We start from the raw sequence: 21016 nt of genomic DNA, 5'->3' as shown, positions 1-21016 counted from the left end.
ACCGAATCGCGGCACCGCGATCGCCACCCCGACCACGATCCACTGCACGATCGCGACCAGCACGCCGGCCCGGCACAACCCGAGCGCGCTCATGACGCGTCGACCCGCTGCGCGAGGCCGACCGTGAAGATGCCCAACTCATCGATCCGCTGGTCGAGCTTGCGAAAGCCCGCGCGCGCGACGAGTTCGTCCATTCCGGCCTGCGAGCGGCGGCGCATCACCCAGGTCGCCTCGCCGCGATGATTGTTCAGCGCACGCGCGATGAATTCCAGCTGCGAATGCCACGGCTGTCCGGTGCAGACGAGATAGCCGCCGGGCGGCACCGCCTGTGCGAGCCCGCGCAGCTCGAACGCACGCAGCGGCGCGAGCGCCTGCGCGCGGTCACGCTCGCCGAGTCGACGAGGTGCGCGACGCGCGCCGAATGTTCGTGACCGCGATGCAGCAGCACGATCGCGTCGCGGCAGCGCGGGCCCGTCGCGGGCCAGTGACGCTAGAACAGCGTGTCGCCGTCGCGCGTGACGAAGCCGGCCTCGCGGGCCGTGCGTGCGCTCATGCGATCTCTCTCGCTTCGTTATTCGAATCATGCGGCGCCGCCCTCCGGCGCCGGTCCCGCTGCGGCCGCCAGCCGCCGTCAGCCACCCGCTTCGGCGACGCCCGCCTGCACGCGCCGCACCGCCGTCACGATCGACAGCACGATCAGCACGCGCCACAGCCACGCGGCGACACCGCCGACCGGCAGGCCGAAGCCGATCCACAGCGCGAACGCGCCGAGCGCGAGCGCGCGGTCGCTCTTGCCGAACGGGCCGTCGTAGCGGCGCGTCGCGCCGGCGAGCGGGCCGATCAGCCCCGCGCATTCGACGATGATCGCCGTCAGCGCGAACAGCCAGACGTCTGCCGGCGCGAACGCGGGAATCGCGAGAAACGGCAGCACGAGCGCGACATCGGACACGATGTCGCCGAGCTCGTTCAGGTACGCGCCGAGCGTGCTCTTCTGCCCGTGCTCGCGGGCGAGCATGCCGTCGATCGCGTTGAGCGCCATCCGCACGAACAGCCAGATCGGGATCAGCAGGAACAGCACGCGGGCGAACACGCCGAGCCCCGCGAGCGCGCCGACGACGATCGAGCCGCCGGCCGCGAACAGCGTGACCTGGTTGGCCGTGACGCCGCGCTCGGCAAGCGAATCCGCGAACGGACGCAGACGGTTCTGGAATTTCGGTTTGAGTGCGTAAAGGCTCATCGTTTTATTGGTTCGGCACGTTCGGATACGTTCGTCGCCGCCATGCCCCGGGCGGCGCAACCGCCGGCGGCGGCTTTCGACAGGTGGTCGTAATCGTCGCCGAGCGGCCCCGACGCGTCAAGCCGCGCCCCCGCGCCCGGCAATCTGGCGTTTTCGACGGAAACTCGCGATAATCCGCTGGCCCGTGAGCGCAGCAATTCACTCGAACTGTCGCCGGGCGCTCGTGCAACAGCCGATTATCACGCCGTCGAACGGCGCATTCGCCGCAACGCAACGTCTGCCGGCGCATCGTCCGATGATCGCGGCCCTGCGACAGGCAGCCACGAATTTGAAAAAACTTGAACAATGGCCGTCCGGCGCGCATCCTGCCGCGCCGGCATTCCGGGATTCCGCCCGCCGCGCCCGCGCGGCCGCGCGGGCATGCACGCAGGAGGCGCGGCGCCGATGAACATCCTGAACATCTGGCAGCGCGATTTCCTGCTGTCGATCGTGCGGCTCGTCGCCGGCGCGTATCCGGTCTGGCATCAGGCGCCGCCTTCCCCGACGCAGAAGATCTACTTCTCGAACCACACGAGCCACATCGACACGCTCGCGATCCTCGCCGCGCTGCCGCGCGACGTGCGCGCGGTCGTGCGGCCCGTCGCCGCGCGCGACTACTGGGACAGCGGCGACCTGAAGCGCCACATCGCGCAGAAACTGCTGAACGTCGTGCTGATCGACCGTCACCGCGAGAGCGGCGGCGACCCGCTGGACCCGGTGCGCGATGCCTTGCGGCAAGGCCACTCGATCATCATCTTCCCGGAAGGCACGCGCGGCGCCGACGTGTTGCCGCAGCCGTTCAAGAGCGGCCTGTTCCATCTCGCGACCGAGTTTCCGAACGTCGCGCTCGCGCCGGTCTATCTGGAGAACCTGCAGCGCATCATGCCGAAGGGCGCGATCTGGCCCGTGCCGCTGATCTGCAAGGTGCACTTCGGCGCGAACGACGCGCTCGGCGCCGGCGAAGACAAGCCGACCTTCCTCGCCCGCATGCGCGACGCGATCGTCGCGCTCGCGCCGCCGCAGCGGCCGGCCGGCTGAACGCGGCGCCCTCCTCTCCCTTTTCCGGACCTCTTCATGCGAACTCTCTTCTGGGAACTGGTCGCGGGCGTCACCGGCGTGCTGGTGCTCGCGACCGTGATCGGCGCGATCCTCGGCGCGCGCAGCGGCGGCGCGAGCGCGACCATCGTCAACCTGAACCAGCGCATCCGCGCGTGGTGGGCGATGATCGCGATCATGGTCATCGCGATCAGCCTCGGCAACAACGTCACGTATCTGGTGTTCGCGCTGCTGTCGTACCTGACGCTGCGCGAGTTCATCACGCTCACGCCGACGACCGCGAGCGACCATACGACGCTCTTCATCGCGTTCTTCGTCGCGATTCCGGTGCAGTACCTGCTGCTCGGGATCAACTGGTACGGGATGTATTCGATCTTCGTGCCGGTGCACCTGTTCTTCGCGATGTCGCTGGTGTCGGCGCTCACGCAGGACACGCGCGAATTCCTGAGCCGCAACGCGAAGATCAACTGGGCGCTGATGGTGTGCGTGTACGGGCTGAGCCACGCGCCGGCCGTGCTGATCCTCGACATTCCGCGCTACGCCGGGCAGAACGCGCTGCTGCTGTTCTTCTTCCTGTTCGTCGTGCAGATCAGCGACGTGCTGCAGTACGTGGTCGGCAAGCTGTGCGGGCGCCGCAAGATCGCACCGCAGCTGTCGCCGTCGAAGACGGTCGAAGGCTTCGTCGGCGGCGGCCTGCTCGCGACGCTGTGCGGCGCGTCGCTGTATCGCGTGACGCCGTTCAGCTTCGGCGCGGCGTTCGGGATCTCGCTCGCGATCGTGATCGCGGGCTTCGTCGGCGGCCTCGTGCTGTCGGCCGTGAAGCGCTCGCTCGGCACCAAGGACTGGGGTTCGATGATCGCGGGCCACGGCGGGATGCTCGATCGCGTCGACTCGGTCTGCTTCGCGGCGCCGGTGTTCTTCCACCTCGTGCGCTACCTGTACGTGTGATGCGCGGGCGGCGCGGCATCGCAAGCGCTAACGCGTCGGCGGGATGGGAAACCGGCGCGTTCGGCGCATACTGACGCTCATCCCCACCCTTGCGCCGCATCGCGCGACGAGCCACTGCCACCGAACCCGCCCATGAAACTGAAGCTCGACATCGTTCAGCTCGCCGGCCGCGACGGCGACACACCGTACAACCTGCGGCGCACGCTCGACGCCATCGCGAGCTGCGCGCCCGGCACCGACATCGTGATGTTTCCGGAAGCGCAGCTCACCGGCTTTCTCGATCCGTCGAATCTCGCGCGCGTGGCCGAGCCGCTCGACGGTCCGAGCATCGGCGCGGTGATCGCGGCCGCGCGAGCGCGCAACGTCGCGGTGGTGGCCGGGCTGATCGAGAACGACGGCGGGCGCTTCTACAACACGACCGTGTTCGTCACGCCGGACGGCATCGCACTGCGCTACCGGAAGACCCACCTGTGGCTGAGCGAGCGCGACGTCGTGCTGCCCGGCGACCGCTACGCGAGCGTCGAATGGCGCGGCGTGCGGATCGGCCTCTTGATCTGCTACGACAGCGAATTTCCGGAAACCGGCCGCGCGCTTGCGGCGCTCGGCACGCAGCTGATCCTCGTGACCGACGGCAACATGGAGCCGTACCGTCAGGTGCATCGCACGTCGGTCTCGGCCCGCGCGATGGAAAACCAGGTGTTCGCGGTCGTCGCGAACCGCGTCGGCGCAGGTGCGCACGACGTCGTGTTCGCGGGCGGCAGCCTCGCGGCCGATCCGTTCGGAAACCTGATCTTCGAAGCCGGCAACGGCGAATCGCGCCACACGGTCGAACTCGATCTCGACCAGGTCGCCGCGTCGCGCGCGGTCTACGACTATCGCGCGGATCAGCGCCTGCACATCGCGGGCGAACGCATCGAACACGCGGACGGGCGTCGCGAGTGGCTGATTCCGTGAGCATGAACCTGGCGGCGAACGCGGCCGGCTGGCGATGCACGCCGCCACATCGTCACGCCGGCTCCGGCACATCGATCGCCAGCAACACCGAGCTGACCGACTTGCCGTGCGCATCGAGCGCGAGCGAACGCGTGACGCCGCCGCCGAGCGCATCGCGCAGCACGAAGTTGAACGCGGCAAGCGCCGGCAGCTCGTAGCGCACGACTTCGCCGTGTACGATGCCCGCGAGCCATCCCTTCACCGCGGCCGCATCGAGATGCGCGCGCAGGTGTTCGTAGTGACGCGGATCGCGGCTGATGACCGATACGTTCAGCGTATTGCCCTTGTCGCCGGTGCGCGCATGCGCCAGTTCACGCAATTGCATCATGCCTCCACGAAAGAAAACGACGGCGTCACGGCCGTGCGCGGCAGCAGCACCGACTGCACCGCGATCACCTCGCGCGTCGACTTGAACGCACCGCCGCCGCCGGCCGGCCCGTTCGTATAGAGCGTCTCGACTTCGTTGCCGATCCGCGCGGCCTCGGCGGCGCTCGCCGCACGGCCGGCCACCCGCACGCGGACTTCGGCCGGCTCGCCGCGCACGGCGGGCGTCGCGTCGCCGTACAGCGCATCCACGCCGATCAAATCGAAACGCAGTTCGGTCGCGGCCACGCCCGTCAGCGCGAGCCGCTCGCGGACGATGTCGAGCGCGAGCCGCGCGCGTTCCAGCGCGCCCGGCCCGCCGTACGAGATCTGCCCTTCGCCGATATGGCCGTCGACATACGCAACCGACACCTTGAGCGTCCCGGTGCGTGCGCTGCCGCGCCCGCCCGTCACGCGCACGCGATCCGGCGCCTCCTCCGCAACCGCCACGCGCGTGAAATCCGCGACGACGTCGGGCTGCAGGTAGCGCGCCGGATCGTGAATCTCGTACAGCAGCTGTTCCTTGCAGGTCGCCGCGCTCACGCGGCCGCCCGCGTGCGGCACCTTGGTGATCACGACCGAGCCGTCGGCCGCGACCTCGCCGATCGGGAATCCGAGTCGCGCGAGATCCGGCACGTCCTTGTAGCCGGGGTCGGCGAAATAGCCGCCCGTCACCTGCCCCGCGCATTCGAGCAGATGGCCGACGACCGTCGCGGCCCCGAGCGCGTCCCAGTCGTCCATCCGCCAGCCGAACGCGTGGATCAGCGGCGCGGCGAACAGCGACGGATCGGCGACGCGCCCGGTCAGCACGACGTCCGCGCCGGCCGCGAGCGCATCGACGATCGGCGCGGCGCCGAGATACGCGTTCGCGGACACGATGCGGTCGCGATACGCGGCGACTTCGTCGCCCGACTCCTCGAAGCGGAACGCGCCGCGCAGCACGACGTCGAGCACGTCGTCGCCTTCGACCGCCGCGACCTTCAGCCCGGCGAGGCCGAGCGACTGCGCGATCCGCGCGGTGCGCCGCGCGGCCGCGCGCGGGTTCGCCGCGCCCATGTTCGACACGATCCGCACGCGCTTGTCCGCCGCCACCGGCAGCACGGCATGCATGCGCGCGTCGAGCAGCGGATCGTAACCGAGCGCCGGATCCTTGCGCCGCGCCTGCTGCGCGAGCGCGATCGTGCGCTCGGCCAGGCACTCGAAGACGAGATAGTCGAGCTGCCCGTGTTCGGCCAGCTCGACCGCGGGCTCGATCCGGTCGCCCGAATAGCCGGCGCCCGCGCCGATGCGCACGCGCCGTTCGTGTGATGGCTTTGCTGTCATGTCGGTACCGTGATCCGGCGCTCGCGCGCCGGAAAAAAAATCAAAAGACGCCCAGCACGACGCACGCGATCGTCATCACGATCGAGGCGCCGAACAGCAGCGGGAACGTGAACTTCTGGTGCTCGGCCAGCTCGATGCCGCACAGGCCGACGACGAGGAACGTCGCGGGCGTCAGCGGGCTGACCGGAAACCCGGTCGTCATCTGGCCGAGCAGCGCGGCCTGCCCCACGTGCACGGCCGGCACGCCGAGCTGGCCGGCCACTTCCGCGATCACCGGCAGCACGCCGAAGTAGAACGAATCGGGATCGAACAGCATGCTGAGCGGCATCGACGCCAGGCCGAGCGCGACCGGAATGTGGCCGGCCATCGACGGCGGCACGAAGCCGACCGCCGCCTGCGCCATCGCCTTCAGCATCCCGCTGCCCTGCATGATCCCGGTGAACAGGCCGGCCGCGAGCAGGATGCCGGCCATCATCAGCGCCGCGCGCGCATGCGCGTCGATGCGCTTCCTCTGCATGTCGACGTCCGGGTAGTTCACCATCAGCGCGACACACAGCCCGACCATGAACATGATCGCCGGCGGAATCTTCTCGCCCATCACGACCATCGTGCCGAGCACGACGAGCGTCAGCAGCAGGTTGAACCAGAACAGGCGCGGCCGGCGCAGCGCCTGCTCGTCGGGCGTCAGCGCGCGGGTCGGCAACGGAATCGACGCATCGTCGCGCGACAGGCCGAGCCGCTTCTCCTCGCGCCGCCCGAGCCAGTACGCAACGCCGAACACGAACACGAGCCCGAGCGCCTGCACCGGAATCAGCGGATTGAACAGCGCCGACACCGGCAGGTGCAGCGAGGCCGACGCACGGATCATCGGCCCCGTCCACGGCAGGAAGTTGATCCCCGCGGCCATCGACACGGCCGCGGCCAGCACGCGCCGGTCCATCTTCAGGCGGTCGTAAAGCGGCAGCACCGCGGGAATCGTCACGAGAAAGCACACGGCGCCCGAGCCGTCGAGGTGGATCAGCAGCGCGAGCAGCGTCGTGCCCATCACGATCCGCGTGGGCCGCGTGCCGACCGCGCGCAGGATGCGGTCGATGATCGGGTCGAGCGTGCCGGCGTCGGTGATCGTCCCGAAATAGAGGATCGCGAACACGAACATCCCGACCACGGGCGCGAGGCCCTTCAGCCCGTCGATCACGAACTTGCTGGTATGCAGCCCGAAGCCGCCGATCAGCGACGCCGCGATCGGCACGATGATCAGCGCGACGAGCGGCGACATGCGTTTCGACAGAATCGCGGCCAGCAGCACGACGATCGTGCCCAGCCCGAGTAACGGCAGCATCGGTGTCTCCTACCTTGTCTTTCGTTGGAGACGAGCGTAAGGTCGGCGCAGCGATAGCACAATTGAAATGATTTGATCGCAGCAATCACGAACCGTTATGGATCTGAACCTTCGCGACATTCGCGCGTTCGTCACCGTCGCGCAGGCCGGCAACTTCACGCGCGCCGCCGCGCGGCTGCACCTGTCGCAGCCGGCGCTGACCGTGCAGATCCGCCGGCTCGAGGAGATCGTCGGCGCGCGGCTGTTCGACCGCAACAGCCGCAGCGTCGCGCTCACGCAGACCGGGCGCGAACTGCTGCCGCTGCTGCAGCGTTCGCTCGACGACATGGAGCGCGTGCTGCGCGACGCGCGGGCGCTCGGCGAAGGCGCGAGCGGCACGGTGCGGCTCGCGTGCCTGCCGACGTTTGCATCCAGCCTGCTGCCGGAGCTGATCCAGTCGTTCCGGCGCGACGTGCCGCGCGCGGGCTTCGACATTCGCGACGGCGTCGCGAGTCTCGTCACCGCGCTGGTGCGCAACGAGGAAGCCGATCTCGGGCTGACCGGCGGCGACGCGTTCGACGCGTCGCTGGACGTGCTGTACGCGGGCGCCGACCGGCTCGTCGCCGTGTGCCCGAAGGATCATCCGCTCACGCGCAAGCGGCGCGTGCGCACCGCCGACGTCGCCGCCGTGCCGCTCGTGCTGACCGCTCAGGGCACGAGCGTGCGCAGCGTCGTCGATGCCGCGCTGGAAGCGGCCGGCTGCACGCCCGACATCGCGTGCGAACCGACCTACATGATGACGGCCGTCGCGATGGTGCGCGGCGGCCTCGGCGTGACGATCCTGCCGGCCGCCGCGCGCGAGGTGCGCGCCGAGCCCGACCTCGTCGCGAAACCGATCGACGACCCGGCGTTCGTGCGGCCGATCGCGCTCGTCGCGAAACGCGGGCGCACGCTGTCGCGCGTCGCGCAGGCGTTCGCCGACGTGATGCTGGCGGAATTGAAAAAGCGCGCGTGAACCGCGCGCCCGAATCGCGAACGAAAGCCCGCTTTCTGCCTACTGCGCGTCCGGATCGACGTGCAGCGATTCGCCGATCGCATAGAAGTTGCCGCCCGCGATGTAGTGCAGGCTGCGCAGCGCCGGATCGGCCGATTCGAAATACCAGTGACCGTCGCGGAACACGCGCGTGTCGGACCATGCACCGACCACCTCGCCGATGAACAGGTCGTAGGCCTGCTGGTTGTGCGGCTCGGGTATCAGCTTGCACGCGAGCCAGCCCGAGCAGCCGGCGACGAACGGCAGGTCATGGCCGGCGACGTCGAACAGCGTGACGCCCGCCTCGCGCAGCTTGTCCGGCCGCTCGGCGAGACTGTGACTGCCGACCGCATGCGTGAGCTGGAGCTGCGCGGCCGTCGGCACCTGGATCACGAAGGTGCCGCTGCGCTCGACCAGCTCGCGCGTCTTCGCGGACTTGTCGAGCACGACCGTCAGCTTCGGCGGCAGGAAATCGAGTGCGCAGGCCCACGCGGCGGCCATCACGTTGTCGACGCCGTCGTGACGGGCCGACACGAGCACGGTCGGGCCGTGGTTGAGAAGACGGTAGGCTTTCTTCAGCTCCACCGGAGCGATGTGACTGTCCATGCGGGTTCCCTGGTGAGCGGCACGACGCGTGCCGGCCGAGGCCAGCATTCTCGCACTCCGTGCCGATCGCCGCTGACGGCGCGCGCGGGCGCGCTGCATCACACCCAAATCACTCGCGCGGTGCGCGCAATAACACACTCGGCCCGCATCGCGCGATTCGATTCGTTAAATAATCAATTGATGAATCGACGACCCATGCATCGTCGTCGAAATTCGACTGGAAATCGTGCGGAATTATCACGATTCCGGCAATACGCCGGTCGCGCCATCTCGAAATTCAAATCGATTGATACACGATTCTCAATAATGTGAATCTCTCAATGGACCTTGCCGCAGCATGCATCTGTCGGCTTTATGTCACATCGGAGAATTTCGTTTTTGCCGTTCGTCGGCGGCTCGGTAGTCTCCTGCCATTCCGGTTCAAGAAAACAGGCCAATCGCAAGGAGATGAAATGAAACGCACGACCCTCTCGCTGATTTCGCTCGCGTCGTTCGCGGCGGTGCCCGCCGCGCATGCGCAGTCGAGCGTCACGCTGTATGGCGTGATCGACACGTCGATCACGTACGTGAATCACGCGCAGGGCAAGGACAACGCGTGGATGCTCGGCAACAGCAGCGCTGGCAATCTCTCCGGCAGCCGCTGGGGCGTGAAAGGCAGCGAGGATCTCGGCGGCGGGCTGAAGGCGCTGTTCCAGCTCGAGAACGGCTTCGACCCGAGCAGCGGCCGGCAGGGCCAGGGCGGCCGCCTGTTCGGCCGGCAGGCGTTCGTCGGGCTGTCGAGCGACCGCTACGGCACGCTCACGTTCGGCCGCCAGTACGACCCGCTCATCGACCTCGTGCAGGGCATCACCGCCGACAACTATCTCGGCAGCGTGTTCGCGACGCCGGGCGACGTCGACAACTACGACAACAGCTTCCGCGTCGACAACGCGGTGAAGTACACGTCGGCCGTGTATTCGGGCCTGCAGTTTTCGGCGATGTACTCGTTCGGCGGCATCGCCGGCAGCACCGGCGCCGCGCAGTCGTATTCGGCCGCCGTGTCGTACAACAACGGGCCGTTCAGCGTCGCGGGCGGGTACTTCCACGCGACCAACAGCCCCGCGTCGAACGGGCTGCGCAACGGCTGGACCAGCTCGTCGGACGGCACCTTCGACGGCCCGATCAACACTGGTTATGCGAGCGCGCATTCGATCGGCATCGCCCGCATCGCGGGCCAGTATGTTGCCGGCCCGTTCACGTTCGGCCTCGGCTACAGCAATGCGCAGTACCGCCGCGACGCGAGCTCGGTGTTCAACTCGAACGAGCACTACAACACCGGGCAAGGCTTCGTGAACTACCAGGCGACCAATGCGCTGCTCGTCGGGCTCGGCTACAGCTACACGCGCTCGGGCGGCGATACGTCGGCGACCTATCACCAGGTGTCGGCCGGCGCGGACTATACGCTGTCGAAGCGCACCGACGTGTACCTGACCGCCGCGTACCAGCACGCGAGCGGCCAGACCGGCGACGGCAACGGCGGGTCGATGGCCGCGCAGGCGTCGATCGGTTCGTACGGCTATGCGGGCACGAGCTCGCAGACGATGGTCAACCTCGGCCTGCGTCACCGCTTCTGAGCGACGACGGCCGGCTGCGCGAGGCATCGCGCGGCCGGCCGGTCGGAACCGGATTTCGGGAGTCGAGGATGCATCGACACGGCGGCTGCGGCCGCCGTCGTCGTTTCTATGGCCCGCGCACCGGCGCGCCTTTTATCGTCCGTTTCGCTGCACCATTCATTGCCGCATTCGCCGCGCAACTGACGCGTGGCGTCAGTATTCCTATAGCGGCCGCACGCCGGCATGCGCACGATAATCGGCCCTTTTTACCGATTCCATCCTGTCGGACGGGGATACCGGCACCGGTGAAAATCCGCGATAAATCCGCGACAAATCCGCCGGCAAATGCAAAGGAAAGTTTGACGCGAGCCATTTGCCTGCGCGCTATGGCACACTTCGCGTCTGCGTAATTTCCTTGCACCGGGCGGCCGGATTCCGCCCCATCCTGCCATGCCGCGTCAGACTGCCCGTTCGATCAGCCAAGCCACGCCGAAGATCGCCGCGACGATCGTGTTGTCGTGCGCGCTGCACGGGTTCGCGCGGGCCGACTGCCTCGACGACGCGGCCACGTTCCAGAAAGTGAGCGTGAGCCTGTTGCGCGGCATCGCGCAGGTCGAATCGGGGATGAATCCGAACGCCGTCAACACCAACACGAACGGCACCGTCGACATCGGCCTGATGCAGATCAACAGCACCTGGCTGCCGACGCTCGCGCGCGAAGGCATCACGCGGGAAAGCCTGTTCGATGCGTGCACCAACGCGTACGTCGGCGCGTGGATCCTGTCGCAGAACATCCGCCAGCTCGGCGCCAACTGGAACGCGATCGGCGCGTACAACGCCGCGTCGCCCGACAAGCGCCTCGCGTATGCGCGCAAGGTCTATGATGCAATCCGGACCATGCCGGATTCGCCGGATACTCCCATGCCCATCCTTCCGCCCTCCTTCACGCCGCCGCAACAGGTGCAGGCGTACAACCCGTTCGCCAGCCTGAGCGTGTCGGCACCGCCGGTCGCACGGCCCCGCACGCTCGCGCCTGCCGCGCCGCCGCAACCGCAAGGCGGGCCGGCCGGCCCGGCCGGCACGTACAACTTCGGCTGGACCGTCACGGGCGCCGACCAGGCCAAGCCGACCCAGGTGTTCGACGACGGCGCGCGGATCTACGTGCAGTTCAGCGACATGAAGCACGTGCCGGCGATCTTCACCGAGACGTCGTCGGGCCGCGTGCTGATGTCGTGGGAGCTGCAGTTCCCGTATGCCGTTCTGACGCGTCCCGCGCAAACGTTGATCTTCCAGCTCGGGCCGTTCGAGGCGCGCGCGCAGCGCGGCGCGACGGGGACGACTGCTCAGGCGGGCGCGGCAGCCGCAGCGGGCACGCAGCGTTCGGGTGCGACGGCCGCCACGGCAGCGACGGCGACGGCAGCGCCCGCATCCAGACACACCGCCGATGCAGCGGCCAAGCGCACCGCATCGGCCGATGCGCTTTGGTATATCGACACGGCGTCAACGTCGGGTTCGGCAGCAACCTCGAGTCAGGCCAATACGTCGACGGCATCGACCGCGTCGAACACGCCTGCGACGTGGCCCACCGCAGTGACGTCGAACATGCCGCCGCCCGTTGCGACACCTCAGGCGCCCGCCGCGACGAAGCCGGGCGCACGCGTCAGCACCGACGCGCTCTGGTACATCTCGAAGTAACGCTCGGGCCGGCCCGATCCCTCACCCGCGCCGCACCCAGATCACCTTGCCGTCGCGAATGCCGAGGTCGCGGCGCTCCTCGCGATAGTCCATCGTGCCCGGCAACGACTGGCCATCGCGCTCGAGCACGCGCCACAGGCAGCCGTCGAGCAGCGCGGCCGCATCGGCCTCGGTCTTGCCGATCAGCGCGTCGTCCGGCGTGGCGTCCGCCTTGCACGCGTTCACGGCGCCCGACGGCGCGGGGTTCGTCACCGCGCCGCCGGCGGTGGCGTTGGGGTGCTTCGTGTTCATGTCCGCACATCCCGCAAAGGTTGCGCTCGCAACGAGTGCCGCGAGCATCGCGATCGTGTTCTTCATCGGTTTCTCCCTGTCGCGGCCCGGCGCGGCAGGTGCGGGATGCGCGCACGCACCGGGCGTTGGATCCATGATGGGTTCTGCGCGCCACCGGCCGGTAAGGCACCGTATTGCGCGATCCGTTCGAGTCGAATCGGCTCCGCGCAGTCGCCTCGACAGCCTGACGCCGAAGCCGAAGCCGAAGCCGAAGCCGAAGCCGAAGCCGAAGCCGAAGCCGCCTTCATGTTACCGCACCGATCCGCGGCGAAGTCGTGCTCCCCGGACGGGGCGCTGGCGAATCATGCCGGCCGCGTCAGAACTTGTACGTCACGCCGGCCATGCCGAAGTAGTTGCTGCGCGTCTGGACGATCGGGCTGTCGCCATAGCGTCCGAGCAGCCGCGTGAAGCCGCTGGTCGCATGCACCGACCAGTGCCGCGACACGCCCCAGTTCCATGCGAGCGACAGCGTTGCGCTGTCGACCCCGCCGCTCGTCGAATACGGCCTGAAGCCGCTCGTCGCCGACTGCGCGTCGGTCACGCCGTAGAACGTCTGCATGTAGCGCCCCGTGCCGGCATGCACGCTGCCGGTCACGACAATATCGTGGCGGCCGGCCTTGAATACCGGCACCGCGAGATCGACGTGGCCGGACAAGCCGCGCGACGTATGCGTGACCGGCGCATCGATCGCGATGCTCAGTTCACCGCCATCGAGCAGCTGCACGCCCGCACGCATGCCGACGAGCACCGAACCGGGGATCCGGCCCATCCCCTTCAGGTGATCCGAACCCGCCAGGTCGAAACGGTTTTCGTCGGAACGGCCACCGGCATAGCCGAGCGCTGCCGACACGAACGCCCCGTGCGGCAGGTTCAAACGGTAGCCGGCGCCGGCTGCCGTGTCGATGAAGAACCCGTTGCCGAACATCGCGGAGAACGACGGCGCGACGACGGCGCGATACTGGTTGCTGCCCTGGTAGCGCGGCGCGAACCCGCCGCCGAGCGATATCGCGTACTGGTTTTCGGCGTGGGCGACGGCGGCAAGGGTCAGGCCGGCAAGCGGCATGCAATAGCGCAACGAGCGCAGCGAACGGAAGGATGGACTCACGATGTCGAGACAAGAGTGACGGAGCCCGAAGTCTAGGTACGACGGCGCGGCAGCACTGTCCTGAATCTGCGGCAAATGTGTGCTCAATTGTGATCGTTTGTTCCCGATTGTCGTATCGGGGCCCCGGCGGCCGCCACGCCGGATAGAATTCGCCGGCCGCGCATTCATCGGCATCGAGAAGCTGAACGCGCGCAACCGAGGAGACCATGAACGACAATCCGCTCAAATACCGTGTGCTGCTGATCGAGGACGACGACCGCCTCGCGCAGCTCGTGCGCGAATATCTCGACAACTATGAATTCGCGGTGACGGTCGTACGGCGTGGCGATCTCGCGGTCGCCGCGGTGCGCGAGCATCAGCCCGCGCTCGTGATACTCGACCTGATGCTGCCGAACCTCGACGGGATGGAAGTCTGCCGGCGCATTCGCGCGTTCACCAACGTGCCCGTGCTGATCCTCACCGCGCGCGCCGACGTGTACGACCAGGTCGCGGGCCTCGAAACCGGTGCCGACGATTACGTGACCAAGCCGATCGAGCCGCGCGTGCTCGTCGCACGCGCCCGTGCGCTGCTGCGCCGCGCGCAGCCTGCCGCGTCCGAACCGGCGGCCCACACGCAGCCGCACGCCCTCGTGTTCGGCGAGCTGACGATCTCGCCGCCGAACCGCACGGTCACGTGGCGCGGGGAACTCGTCGACCTGAAGACCACCGAGTTCAACCTGTTGCTGATCCTCGCGCGAGCGGCAGGCACCGTGCTGAGCCGCGACGACATCCTGAAGCAGTTGCGCGGCATCGAATTCGACGGGCTCGACCGCTCGGTCGACTCGGGCATCTCGAAGCTGCGCCGGCGCTTCGAGGACGCTTCGTCGGAGCCGCAACGGATCAAGACGATCTGGGGCCGCGGCTACCTGTTCAGCCCTTCCGCGTGGGACGACTAAATGCTGCGCCCGTTGATCAAGCTGTACCTCATCGTGATCCTGTGCTGTGCCGCCTCGATCGTATTCATTCAATGGTCGTTCAACAGGATTTTCTACGAACGCGTGGCGCAGGCGCAGCGCAACGCGCTGACCACTTACGCGTTCGTGCTGAACGATTACCTCGAACGCCATCCGGGCGGCAAGCGCAGCCTCGCGCTGCGTGAACTCGCGCAGCACGGCAACGAGCGATTCGGTTTCGTGACGATGGCCGACGCCCGTGCGCAACTGCGCGGCGGGCCGCTGCGCGATCTGGACGCCGGCCGGATCGCGATCAGTTACGACCGCAGGAACTACTACATGCCGCTCGCGGACGGCTCGGTCCTGCATGCCCGCCCGATCGCACCGGCCGACCTCGACATCCAGATCTACGCATACGGGATGACCGCACTCGCGGCCCTGTTCGCCGTCGCGCTGTGGACCTCGTATCACTGGCGCGACCTGCGCAAGCTGCAGGCCGCCGCGCACGCGTTCGGCGCGGGCAACCTGTCGACGCGCGTGAAGCTGTCCGGGCGCTCGAACATCTACGCGCTGTCGCAGCAGTTCAACGACATGGCCGAGCGGATCGAGGCGTCGATCAAGCAGCAGCGCGAGATGATGCACGGCATCTCGCACGAGCTGAAGACGCCGCTCGCGCGCCTCGAATTCGGGCTCGCGCTGCTCGCCGAATCCGACGAAAGCGGCCGCATGCGCGAGCGCCGCGACGAACTGCGGCGCGACGTGCGCGAACTCGACGAGCTGGTGACCGAGCTGCTGACGATCGGGCGGCTCGAACAAGGCGCAAGCGAACTCGCGCCGATGGACGTCGCCGTCGATGCGCTGATCGACAGCGTGGCCGGCAACGTCGCGAACGACGTCGCCGACCGCGGCCTCACGCTCGGCGTGTCGACGACCGGCGCGCCCGCCACGCACGTGTGCGATCCGAAACTCGTCGCACGGGCGCTGCTGAACCTGATCCGCAACGGCGCACGTTATGCGTCGCGCACCGTGCTGCTGTCCGCGACGCACGACGCGTCCGGCGCGCTGGTGCTGAGCGTGGACGACGACGGTCCCGGCATCCCGGTCGCCGAACGCGCGCGCGTGTTCGAACCGTTCCAGCGGCTCGACTCGAGCCGCGACCGGCAGACGGGCGGGTTCGGGCTCGGGCTCGCGATCGTGCGCCGTGTCGCGCTCGTGCACGGCGGCGACGTGCGGCTCGAGGATTCGCCGCTCGGCGGCGCCCGCTTCGTGATTTCGTTGCCGCCGCGGGCATTGCCGGAATTCCTCGGCGACACGCCACCGCGCACGGAGCACTCTCGTATCTAAACACTCTCTCCTGGGGCCGGCCGCCACGCCGCTCGATCGCCACATGCGCGGCAACCGTCGCCTTCACACCTGTCAGTGCTCCTGATCATGCCGCTCATGGTAGTGGCACACCGCGCCCGGTCGCGCCCGCATGCCGTTCGATGAACGAGAACACTATGTTCTGTCCGCGCGCGCTACGCACCGCCGCGCGAATCGCATAAGCTGACGACACTCGCCGGCACCCGAATCCGGCGAATCGCCAGGCGCGCGCCGCGTCGAGGTCGCGCCGCACCGTCGCGCTTCGATCGTCGCGGCACCGCACCACAGCAGAATCGCATCGCGCCCGCACGACGGGGCGGCGCGATCGTGATCCCCAGCCGCCCACCACCCTGATCTGGAGAGAACCATGGCAAGCGAACCGATTCGCGATCCCGCGAACGACCACCTGCTCACCCCGCAGAACGCAGCGTTCATCGTCATCGACTACCAGCCGGTCCAGGTGAACTCGATTGCATCGATGGATCGCCAGCTGCTGATCAACAACATCGTCGGCGCATCGAAGGCCGCGGTCGCGTACGACCTGCCGATCGTCCACTCGACCGTCAACGTGAAGACCGGCCTGAACAAGCCGCCGATCCCGCAGCTGCGCGCCGCGCTCGAAGGCTATCCGACCTACGACCGCACCAGCATCAACTCGTGGGAAGACGTCGAGTTCCGCAAGGCCGTCGAGGCCACCGGCCGCAAGAAACTGATCATGACCGCGCTGTGGACCGAGGCGTGCCTGACCTTCCCCGCGCTCGACGCGCTGAAGGCCGGCTACGAAGTCTATGTGGTCGTCGATGCGGTCGGCGGCACGTCGGTCGCCGCGCACGAAGCCGCGCTGCGCCGCATCGAGCAGGCCGGCGGCCAGATGATCAGCGTCGCGCAGCTGTTCTGCGAACTGCAGCGCGACTGGGCGCGCAGCGCGACCGTCCCCGCGTTCATCAACCTGTTCATCGAAACCGGCGGCACCGCGGGCATCCAGTTCTCGTACGACAAGAACTGAGCCGCGACGGCGCATGCCGTTTCGCGCGGTTGCGACCGGCCGGATACCGGCGGTCGCAACCGCGACACCACCCTGCGTCGACGCATTCCCTCCGATCCGTTACGAATACGCACGCACATCGCAGCGTTCCAGGCCCGCGACCGGGATGCCGTCGACACGGTGGAGGTCTATCGCCTCGATCAGATCGCCTGACGCCCGCCGCCGCGCCGGCAAGCACCGGCAGCGATTCGCAGATCGCGCCGCCCCTGGCGGCGGCGCGATCGATCGTTCCATGCACGGAACTCTGAGGACCATCCGGCCCGGCTATCGACACGCGACACGTTCCACTACGCTTGGACTCATACGGATTGCCAACGGCATCGGACTCGCATCAAGCTCGCGTAACCCGCCGCGCCCCCGAACTGCCCGTTCGCGCCGCGTTGCAGCGCAGCCGCGCGAAGTCGTTCGCGCGGCCGCGACATGCCGGCGGCGCGTCGCGTTTCCCACGCGTCGCAGCCGTTTCGGCGCATGCCGCCGCGCGCCGCGCTTTCGTCACACGATTCGCGCCGCCGGCCGCCGCCGTCGCGTCGCCCGTCGATCGCCTCGGCATGCGTGGCAGCGCAGCAAACGGCCGCCCTTTACTCATGCCCGACGCCCCTCGGACAGCATCATGAAATCCCTGAACATAGACGATATCCAGGCCTTCCTGTTCGCCGTCGAGCGGCAAAGCATCACCGAATCCGCACGCCGGCTCGGCCTGTCGAAGTCCGTCGTCAGCAAGCGCATCAGCGACCTCGAGCGCACGCTCGGCGTGCAACTGCTGATGCGCTCGACCCGCAACGTAACGCCGACCGAAGACGGCATGATCTTCTATCGTGCCGCGTCGGAATCGATGCGCCGGCTCGTCGACGTCGCCGAGGAAATCGCGGAACGCTCGCACGGACTGTGCGGCGAGCTGCGCATCACGTCGCCGGTGAGTCTCACTCGCCGCCTGCTCGGGCCGGCGGTCGCGGCCTTCGCCGCCGCGCATCCGCAGCTGCGCGTCACGCTCGACACCGACGATCGCACGATGAACCTCGAAGTCGAGCGCTTCGACGTCGCGATCCGCTCCGCGCGACTGCCCGACAGCGCGCTGATCGCACGCCGCGTCGCCGCATGCGAGCGCGTCGTCGTCTGCAGTCCCGACTATCTCGCCGCTCACGGCGAACCGGACTCGATCGACGCGCTGCTCGAGCACCGCTGTCTGAACTACAGCCATACGGCGCCGTCGGCCACCTGGACGTTCACGACACCCGGCAGCCTCGGCAAGCCGCGCGCAATCAGCCCGGGCAGCGTGTTCCTGTCCAACAACGGCGAAACGCTGTGCGACGCCGCGGTGCAAGGCATCGGCATCGCGATGCTGCCGCGCTACATCGCGGACGACTGCCTGCGCGACGGCCGGCTGGTGCGCGTGCTCGCCGATGAAGCACCGCAGGACGAAGTGATCTACGCGGTCTATCCGCGCAATCCGTACGCGAGCAACAAGCTGAAGCTGTTCATCGAACACGTGCGCATCGCGCTGCTCGATCCGCCGTCGTCCGCCGGCACGGACAAGGAGCTGCACGTCGAAATGCTGTCGACGGATTCCGTCTGACGCGATGCGCGCCACCGTGTCGCCGCCGTCCCGCCGGATCCGTCCTGCCGTCACGCCATGCCGCCGACCAAGCCCGCGTTAGCCAGGCCTGTCAACGCAGTGGCGTTCGCTCGCATGCTGCTCGGCATGAGCCGCGAATACGGCCGAGCCGACGGCGCGCGCCTGATCCATGTCGCGAAGACCATCGTCGCCGTCGTGCTGGCGGTGGGCGTGTCGATGCGGCTGGAGCTGGCAGCGCCGCGCATGGCGATGGTGACGGTCGTGATCCTGATGATGCCGGCGATCCGGCTGCTGTCCGGCGGGCCGTCGCTGACCGGACACGTCGAAAGCGTCGCGCGCGGCATCAGCGATCGCGACATTCCGGCCGGCGCGACGCTGCTCGCCGACGTCAACCCGATCTTCACGTGGGTGCGGCTCGCGTAGCGCGTGCCGGTCCGGATCCGGCTGGACGGTATGCCGCGCGACGGCTTCCTCGCTGCGGGCACGACCTGCACGGTCTCGCTGCGCCCGATGCCGCACGCGATGGCGCGCGGCGCGGCGCCGGATACGCGCCCTTGATGCCGTGGTGCGGCCGCATGCACGCACGCCCGTGTTCGATATCGGGCAACACCGTGTTCTTGTTCGCGCGCCTTCCGGTGGCCCGGCATGCGCTTTTACACTGGGCGTTCGTCGGCGATGCGAGCGGTATGTACTGCGCACCCGCTCCGTCGACGCATCCCGAACCCGCCGCGTCGAGCGCGCGCGGCCTCGATCGACCCCGCGCCGGCCTCGCCGGCCGGCAGGAGACTGGCAATGGCATTCAGCATAACTCACGAACTCCGGCGCCGCGCCGGGCGGCCGACGCAGTGCCGTTCGTCACCGCGCGATGCGGATCGGCGCCACGCCGGTCGCGCCGAAAGCAATCGATCATGTTGACCGTCACGTCCGTCGGCATCGCGCCGCGCACCTCGTCACCTGGTCGCAGCCAGGTTCACGTCACGCTGCTGGAGTGGTCGCACGAATCGCTGCTGGTCCGCTGGGTCGAAAGCGGCCGCCTGCACTACGGCGAACAGAAATGGCGCCGCGCGGTCGCACGGCGCGACGGACGGTGCGCGTATTCGGGCCGCGCCATCGTGCAGGGCGAGGCCGTGTTTCGTCCGACCGGCCGGCCGCGGCCCGCGAATCACCTCGCGATGATCGCGGCCGATGCGGTGGCGTTGCTCGATGCGTGATGCGCGGAGCGCGTTGTGCGTTGTGCGTTGTGCGTTGTGCGTTGTGCGTTGTGCGTTGTGCGTTGTGCGTTGTGCGTTGTGCGTTGTGCGTTGTGCGTCGCGCGTTGTGCGTTGTGCGTTGTGCGTTATGCGTTATGCGTTATGCGTGGTGCGTGGTGCGGAGCGCGTTGCGTTGTGCGTGGTACGTGGTGTGATGCGGTGCCGTGTCGTGCAACATCGATCGCGCGGAACGGTACTTGCTGCATCGGGAATTCGCTGGCGCGAGGCGAGCCGCGCATCGCCACGAGCCAAGTCGATCTTGGCTGCAACGCATCTTTCGCACTCCGGTATCCCGTTCGCACACGCTTCACCGGATTCGTTGATCAACGGGCGACAGTGCGTCACGCGCATGCCGGCTTATCGTTCGACGCGATCGCGCGTATCGTCGACCCATGTTGTCCGATCCCGTGGACGTCATCGGCTTCGTTCGCCAACCGGCCGCTCTCGCTCATGTGAATGCGGCCGTCAAAACAGGAAATTGATCATGGAATTCGTACTGGACCACTCGCTCGACGAGGATACCGCCCGCGCGGTCGAACATGAAATCTGGCGCGTCGATCCCGACGCCAAGGTCGAGATCGATCGCGCGACGTCGCACGTGAAGGTCGAGTCGTGGCTGTTCCCCGAGGAATTCGTCGTCGCGTTCGAGGATGCGGGCTACAGCGTCAGGATCAAGACTCACTGACGCGCGCCCGGCCGGCGCCGCACGCGAGCGCGACCGTCGCGTTGCGCCGGCGACATTTTCCGCACCGGCCGGCGGCCCGCCGCTCACCCGCCGATTTTGAACCCCGGCAACTGCTGCCCGAGCCGCGCACCCATTGCCGCGCCGAGCGCCTGCAGCGCATTGAACGGCCGGATCATCACCTCGAATTCGACGATCCGCCCGTCGACGTCGAAGCGGATCATGTCGATCCCCTTCAGCCGCTTGTCGCCGAGCGTCGCACTGAATTCCAGCACGACGCTCGTGCCGTCGTCGTCGGCGAACGCGCGGTGGTATTCGAAGTTCTCGAGGATCGTGAGCACCGTGCGCAGCGCCAGCAGCAGCGCGGGCGCCGGTCCGTACGGCTTGAACGCCATCGGCGAGCGGAACACGGCGTCCGGATGGACGATCGTGTCGAGTTCGCTGAAATCCTTGCGCGCGAGCATCGCGTGCCACGTCGCGAGCGATGCCGCGACGGCGGGTTGCAGATTCGACAGGGGTTGCATGCTCAACGAC

Annotated in this window: 20 protein-coding genes and 3 pseudogenes; 14 read left to right on the top strand and 9 right to left on the bottom strand. The window is 68.0% G+C overall.

Annotated elements, in window-relative coordinates; genetic code table 11:
* Positions 1-89: 89 nt before the first annotated feature.
* A pseudogene (locus tag U4012_RS22330) lies at positions 90-344 on the bottom strand (class I SAM-dependent methyltransferase family protein); the annotation flags it as partial.
* A 287-nt stretch (positions 345-631) separates the two neighbouring features.
* Entirely contained in the window at positions 632-1237 is a 606-nt protein-coding gene (locus tag U4012_RS22325) for a CDP-alcohol phosphatidyltransferase family protein (RefSeq protein WP_124489496.1), read from the bottom strand.
* A gap of 444 nt (positions 1238-1681) precedes the next feature.
* Between U4012_RS22325 and U4012_RS22320 the strand changes: the two genes are divergently transcribed.
* The 3 genes from U4012_RS22320 (at position 1682) to U4012_RS22310 (ending at position 4234) form a co-directional block, all read left to right on the top strand.
* Positions 1682-2314: a lysophospholipid acyltransferase family protein gene (locus U4012_RS22320; RefSeq protein WP_124489497.1), complete on the top strand. Its 633-nt coding sequence runs from the start codon at positions 1682-1684 to the stop codon at positions 2312-2314.
* Between the two features lie 36 nt (positions 2315-2350).
* Positions 2351-3280, top strand: a complete 930-nt coding sequence (locus U4012_RS22315; RefSeq protein WP_044848429.1) for a phosphatidate cytidylyltransferase — start codon at positions 2351-2353, stop codon at positions 3278-3280.
* Between the two features lie 132 nt (positions 3281-3412).
* Positions 3413-4234: a carbon-nitrogen hydrolase family protein gene (locus tag U4012_RS22310; RefSeq protein WP_321801557.1), complete on the top strand. Its 822-nt coding sequence runs from the start codon at positions 3413-3415 to the stop codon at positions 4232-4234.
* Between the two features lie 52 nt (positions 4235-4286).
* On the opposite strand, the gene U4012_RS22305 is transcribed toward U4012_RS22310, so the two are convergent.
* From U4012_RS22305 to U4012_RS22295, 3 genes are read right to left on the bottom strand one after another with little or no spacing between them, the layout of a single operon-like run.
* Entirely contained in the window at positions 4287-4598 is a 312-nt protein-coding gene (locus tag U4012_RS22305; protein ID WP_321801555.1) for a hypothetical protein, read from the bottom strand.
* Entirely contained in the window at positions 4598-5959 is a 1362-nt protein-coding gene (locus tag U4012_RS22300; protein ID WP_321801553.1) for an acyclic terpene utilization AtuA family protein, read from the bottom strand. The genes U4012_RS22305 and U4012_RS22300 overlap by 1 nt, the downstream gene beginning before the upstream one ends.
* A gap of 40 nt (positions 5960-5999) precedes the next feature.
* Positions 6000-7298, bottom strand: coding sequence for a citrate:proton symporter (locus U4012_RS22295; RefSeq protein ID WP_321801551.1), 1299 nt, complete (start codon positions 7296-7298; stop codon positions 6000-6002).
* A 97-nt stretch (positions 7299-7395) separates the two neighbouring features.
* On the opposite strand from U4012_RS22295, the gene U4012_RS22290 reads away from it, so the two are divergent.
* Complete coding sequence (locus tag U4012_RS22290) at positions 7396-8292, top strand: LysR family transcriptional regulator (protein ID WP_321801549.1); 897 nt, start codon at positions 7396-7398, stop codon at positions 8290-8292.
* 39 nt (positions 8293-8331) lie between these two features.
* Here the strand turns inward: U4012_RS22290 and U4012_RS22285 are convergent, their stop codons facing one another.
* Entirely contained in the window at positions 8332-8916 is a 585-nt protein-coding gene (locus U4012_RS22285) for a flavin reductase family protein (protein WP_044848424.1), read from the bottom strand.
* A 452-nt stretch (positions 8917-9368) separates the two neighbouring features.
* Between U4012_RS22285 and U4012_RS22280 the strand changes: the two genes are divergently transcribed.
* The gene (locus U4012_RS22280) at positions 9369-10529 is read left to right on the top strand and encodes a porin (protein WP_321801546.1); all 1161 of its coding nucleotides are present in this window, start codon (positions 9369-9371) and stop codon (positions 10527-10529) included.
* A gap of 429 nt (positions 10530-10958) precedes the next feature.
* Positions 10959-12203 (top strand): transglycosylase SLT domain-containing protein, encoded by a 1245-nt coding sequence (locus U4012_RS22275; RefSeq protein WP_321801544.1) that lies wholly within the window; start codon positions 10959-10961, stop codon positions 12201-12203.
* A 21-nt stretch (positions 12204-12224) separates the two neighbouring features.
* Here the strand turns inward: U4012_RS22275 and U4012_RS22270 are convergent, their stop codons facing one another.
* Entirely contained in the window at positions 12225-12560 is a 336-nt protein-coding gene (locus U4012_RS22270) for a hypothetical protein (RefSeq protein WP_321801541.1), read from the bottom strand.
* Positions 12561-12849: 289 nt separating this feature from the next.
* Positions 12850-13596: a MipA/OmpV family protein gene (locus U4012_RS22265; protein WP_321801579.1), complete on the bottom strand. Its 747-nt coding sequence runs from the start codon at positions 13594-13596 to the stop codon at positions 12850-12852.
* Positions 13597-13844: 248 nt separating this feature from the next.
* Here U4012_RS22265 and U4012_RS22260 point away from each other — a divergent pair, with 248 nt between their 5' ends.
* The 8 genes and pseudogenes from U4012_RS22260 to U4012_RS22225 all read left to right on the top strand — a co-directional run bounded on the left by U4012_RS22260 (position 13845) and on the right by U4012_RS22225 (position 20485).
* Complete coding sequence (locus tag U4012_RS22260; RefSeq protein ID WP_321801539.1) at positions 13845-14573, top strand: response regulator; 729 nt, start codon at positions 13845-13847, stop codon at positions 14571-14573.
* Entirely contained in the window at positions 14574-15914 is a 1341-nt protein-coding gene (locus U4012_RS22255; RefSeq protein WP_124489506.1) for an ATP-binding protein, read from the top strand. It abuts the gene before it with no gap.
* A 385-nt stretch (positions 15915-16299) separates the two neighbouring features.
* Entirely contained in the window at positions 16300-16938 is a 639-nt protein-coding gene (locus U4012_RS22250; RefSeq protein ID WP_124921720.1) for a hydrolase, read from the top strand.
* A gap of 658 nt (positions 16939-17596) precedes the next feature.
* Complete coding sequence (locus U4012_RS22245) at positions 17597-18550, top strand: LysR family transcriptional regulator (protein WP_124487631.1); 954 nt, start codon at positions 17597-17599, stop codon at positions 18548-18550.
* Between the two features lie 57 nt (positions 18551-18607).
* Positions 18608-18820 (top strand): annotated as a pseudogene (locus U4012_RS22240) (FUSC family protein); the annotation flags it as partial.
* Positions 18821-18832: 12 nt separating this feature from the next.
* Positions 18833-19108 (top strand): annotated as a pseudogene (locus U4012_RS22235) (efflux transporter periplasmic adaptor subunit); the annotation flags it as partial.
* Positions 19109-19161: 53 nt separating this feature from the next.
* On the top strand, positions 19162-19761 hold the full coding sequence (locus U4012_RS22230) for a DUF3331 domain-containing protein (protein WP_321801532.1): 600 nt from the start codon (positions 19162-19164) through the stop codon (positions 19759-19761).
* 523 nt (positions 19762-20284) lie between these two features.
* Positions 20285-20485, top strand: a complete 201-nt coding sequence (locus U4012_RS22225) for a hypothetical protein (protein ID WP_044848408.1) — start codon at positions 20285-20287, stop codon at positions 20483-20485.
* Between the two features lie 83 nt (positions 20486-20568).
* Here U4012_RS22225 and U4012_RS22220 read toward each other — a convergent pair whose 3' ends face one another.
* On the bottom strand, positions 20569-21006 hold the full coding sequence (locus U4012_RS22220; RefSeq protein ID WP_415750392.1) for a nuclear transport factor 2 family protein: 438 nt from the start codon (positions 21004-21006) through the stop codon (positions 20569-20571).
* Positions 21007-21016: the final 10 nt, after the last annotated feature.

Origin of the sequence: Burkholderia sp. BCC1988, assembly GCF_905339895.1 — a bacterium.
In the GTDB taxonomy this organism is placed as follows: Bacteria; Pseudomonadota; Gammaproteobacteria; order Burkholderiales; family Burkholderiaceae; genus Burkholderia.
This window is presented reverse-complemented; position numbering and strand designations above follow the sequence as displayed.

Coding starts and splice junctions, on each gene's coding strand:
- U4012_RS22305 (WP_321801555.1), bottom strand. CDS start 4,598: ATGCAATTGCGTGAACTGGCGCATGCGCGCACCGGCGACAAGGGCAAT.
- U4012_RS22220 (WP_415750392.1), bottom strand. CDS start 21,006: ATGCAACCCCTGTCGAATCTGCAACCCGCCGTCGCGGCATCGCTCGCG.
- U4012_RS22275 (WP_321801544.1), top strand. CDS start 10,959: ATGCCGCGTCAGACTGCCCGTTCGATCAGCCAAGCCACGCCGAAGATC.
- U4012_RS22250 (WP_124921720.1), top strand. CDS start 16,300: ATGGCAAGCGAACCGATTCGCGATCCCGCGAACGACCACCTGCTCACC.
- U4012_RS22280 (WP_321801546.1), top strand. CDS start 9,369: ATGAAACGCACGACCCTCTCGCTGATTTCGCTCGCGTCGTTCGCGGCG.
- U4012_RS22310 (WP_321801557.1), top strand. CDS start 3,413: ATGAAACTGAAGCTCGACATCGTTCAGCTCGCCGGCCGCGACGGCGAC.
- U4012_RS22225 (WP_044848408.1), top strand. CDS start 20,285: ATGGAATTCGTACTGGACCACTCGCTCGACGAGGATACCGCCCGCGCG.
- U4012_RS22290 (WP_321801549.1), top strand. CDS start 7,396: ATGGATCTGAACCTTCGCGACATTCGCGCGTTCGTCACCGTCGCGCAG.
- U4012_RS22260 (WP_321801539.1), top strand. CDS start 13,845: ATGAACGACAATCCGCTCAAATACCGTGTGCTGCTGATCGAGGACGAC.
- U4012_RS22315 (WP_044848429.1), top strand. CDS start 2,351: ATGCGAACTCTCTTCTGGGAACTGGTCGCGGGCGTCACCGGCGTGCTG.
- U4012_RS22270 (WP_321801541.1), bottom strand. CDS start 12,560: ATGAAGAACACGATCGCGATGCTCGCGGCACTCGTTGCGAGCGCAACC.
- U4012_RS22265 (WP_321801579.1), bottom strand. CDS start 13,596: ATGCCGCTTGCCGGCCTGACCCTTGCCGCCGTCGCCCACGCCGAAAAC.
- U4012_RS22255 (WP_124489506.1), top strand. CDS start 14,574: ATGCTGCGCCCGTTGATCAAGCTGTACCTCATCGTGATCCTGTGCTGT.
- U4012_RS22320 (WP_124489497.1), top strand. CDS start 1,682: ATGAACATCCTGAACATCTGGCAGCGCGATTTCCTGCTGTCGATCGTG.
- U4012_RS22285 (WP_044848424.1), bottom strand. CDS start 8,916: ATGGACAGTCACATCGCTCCGGTGGAGCTGAAGAAAGCCTACCGTCTT.
- U4012_RS22295 (WP_321801551.1), bottom strand. CDS start 7,298: ATGCTGCCGTTACTCGGGCTGGGCACGATCGTCGTGCTGCTGGCCGCG.
- U4012_RS22325 (WP_124489496.1), bottom strand. CDS start 1,237: ATGAGCCTTTACGCACTCAAACCGAAATTCCAGAACCGTCTGCGTCCG.
- U4012_RS22300 (WP_321801553.1), bottom strand. CDS start 5,959: ATGACAGCAAAGCCATCACACGAACGGCGCGTGCGCATCGGCGCGGGC.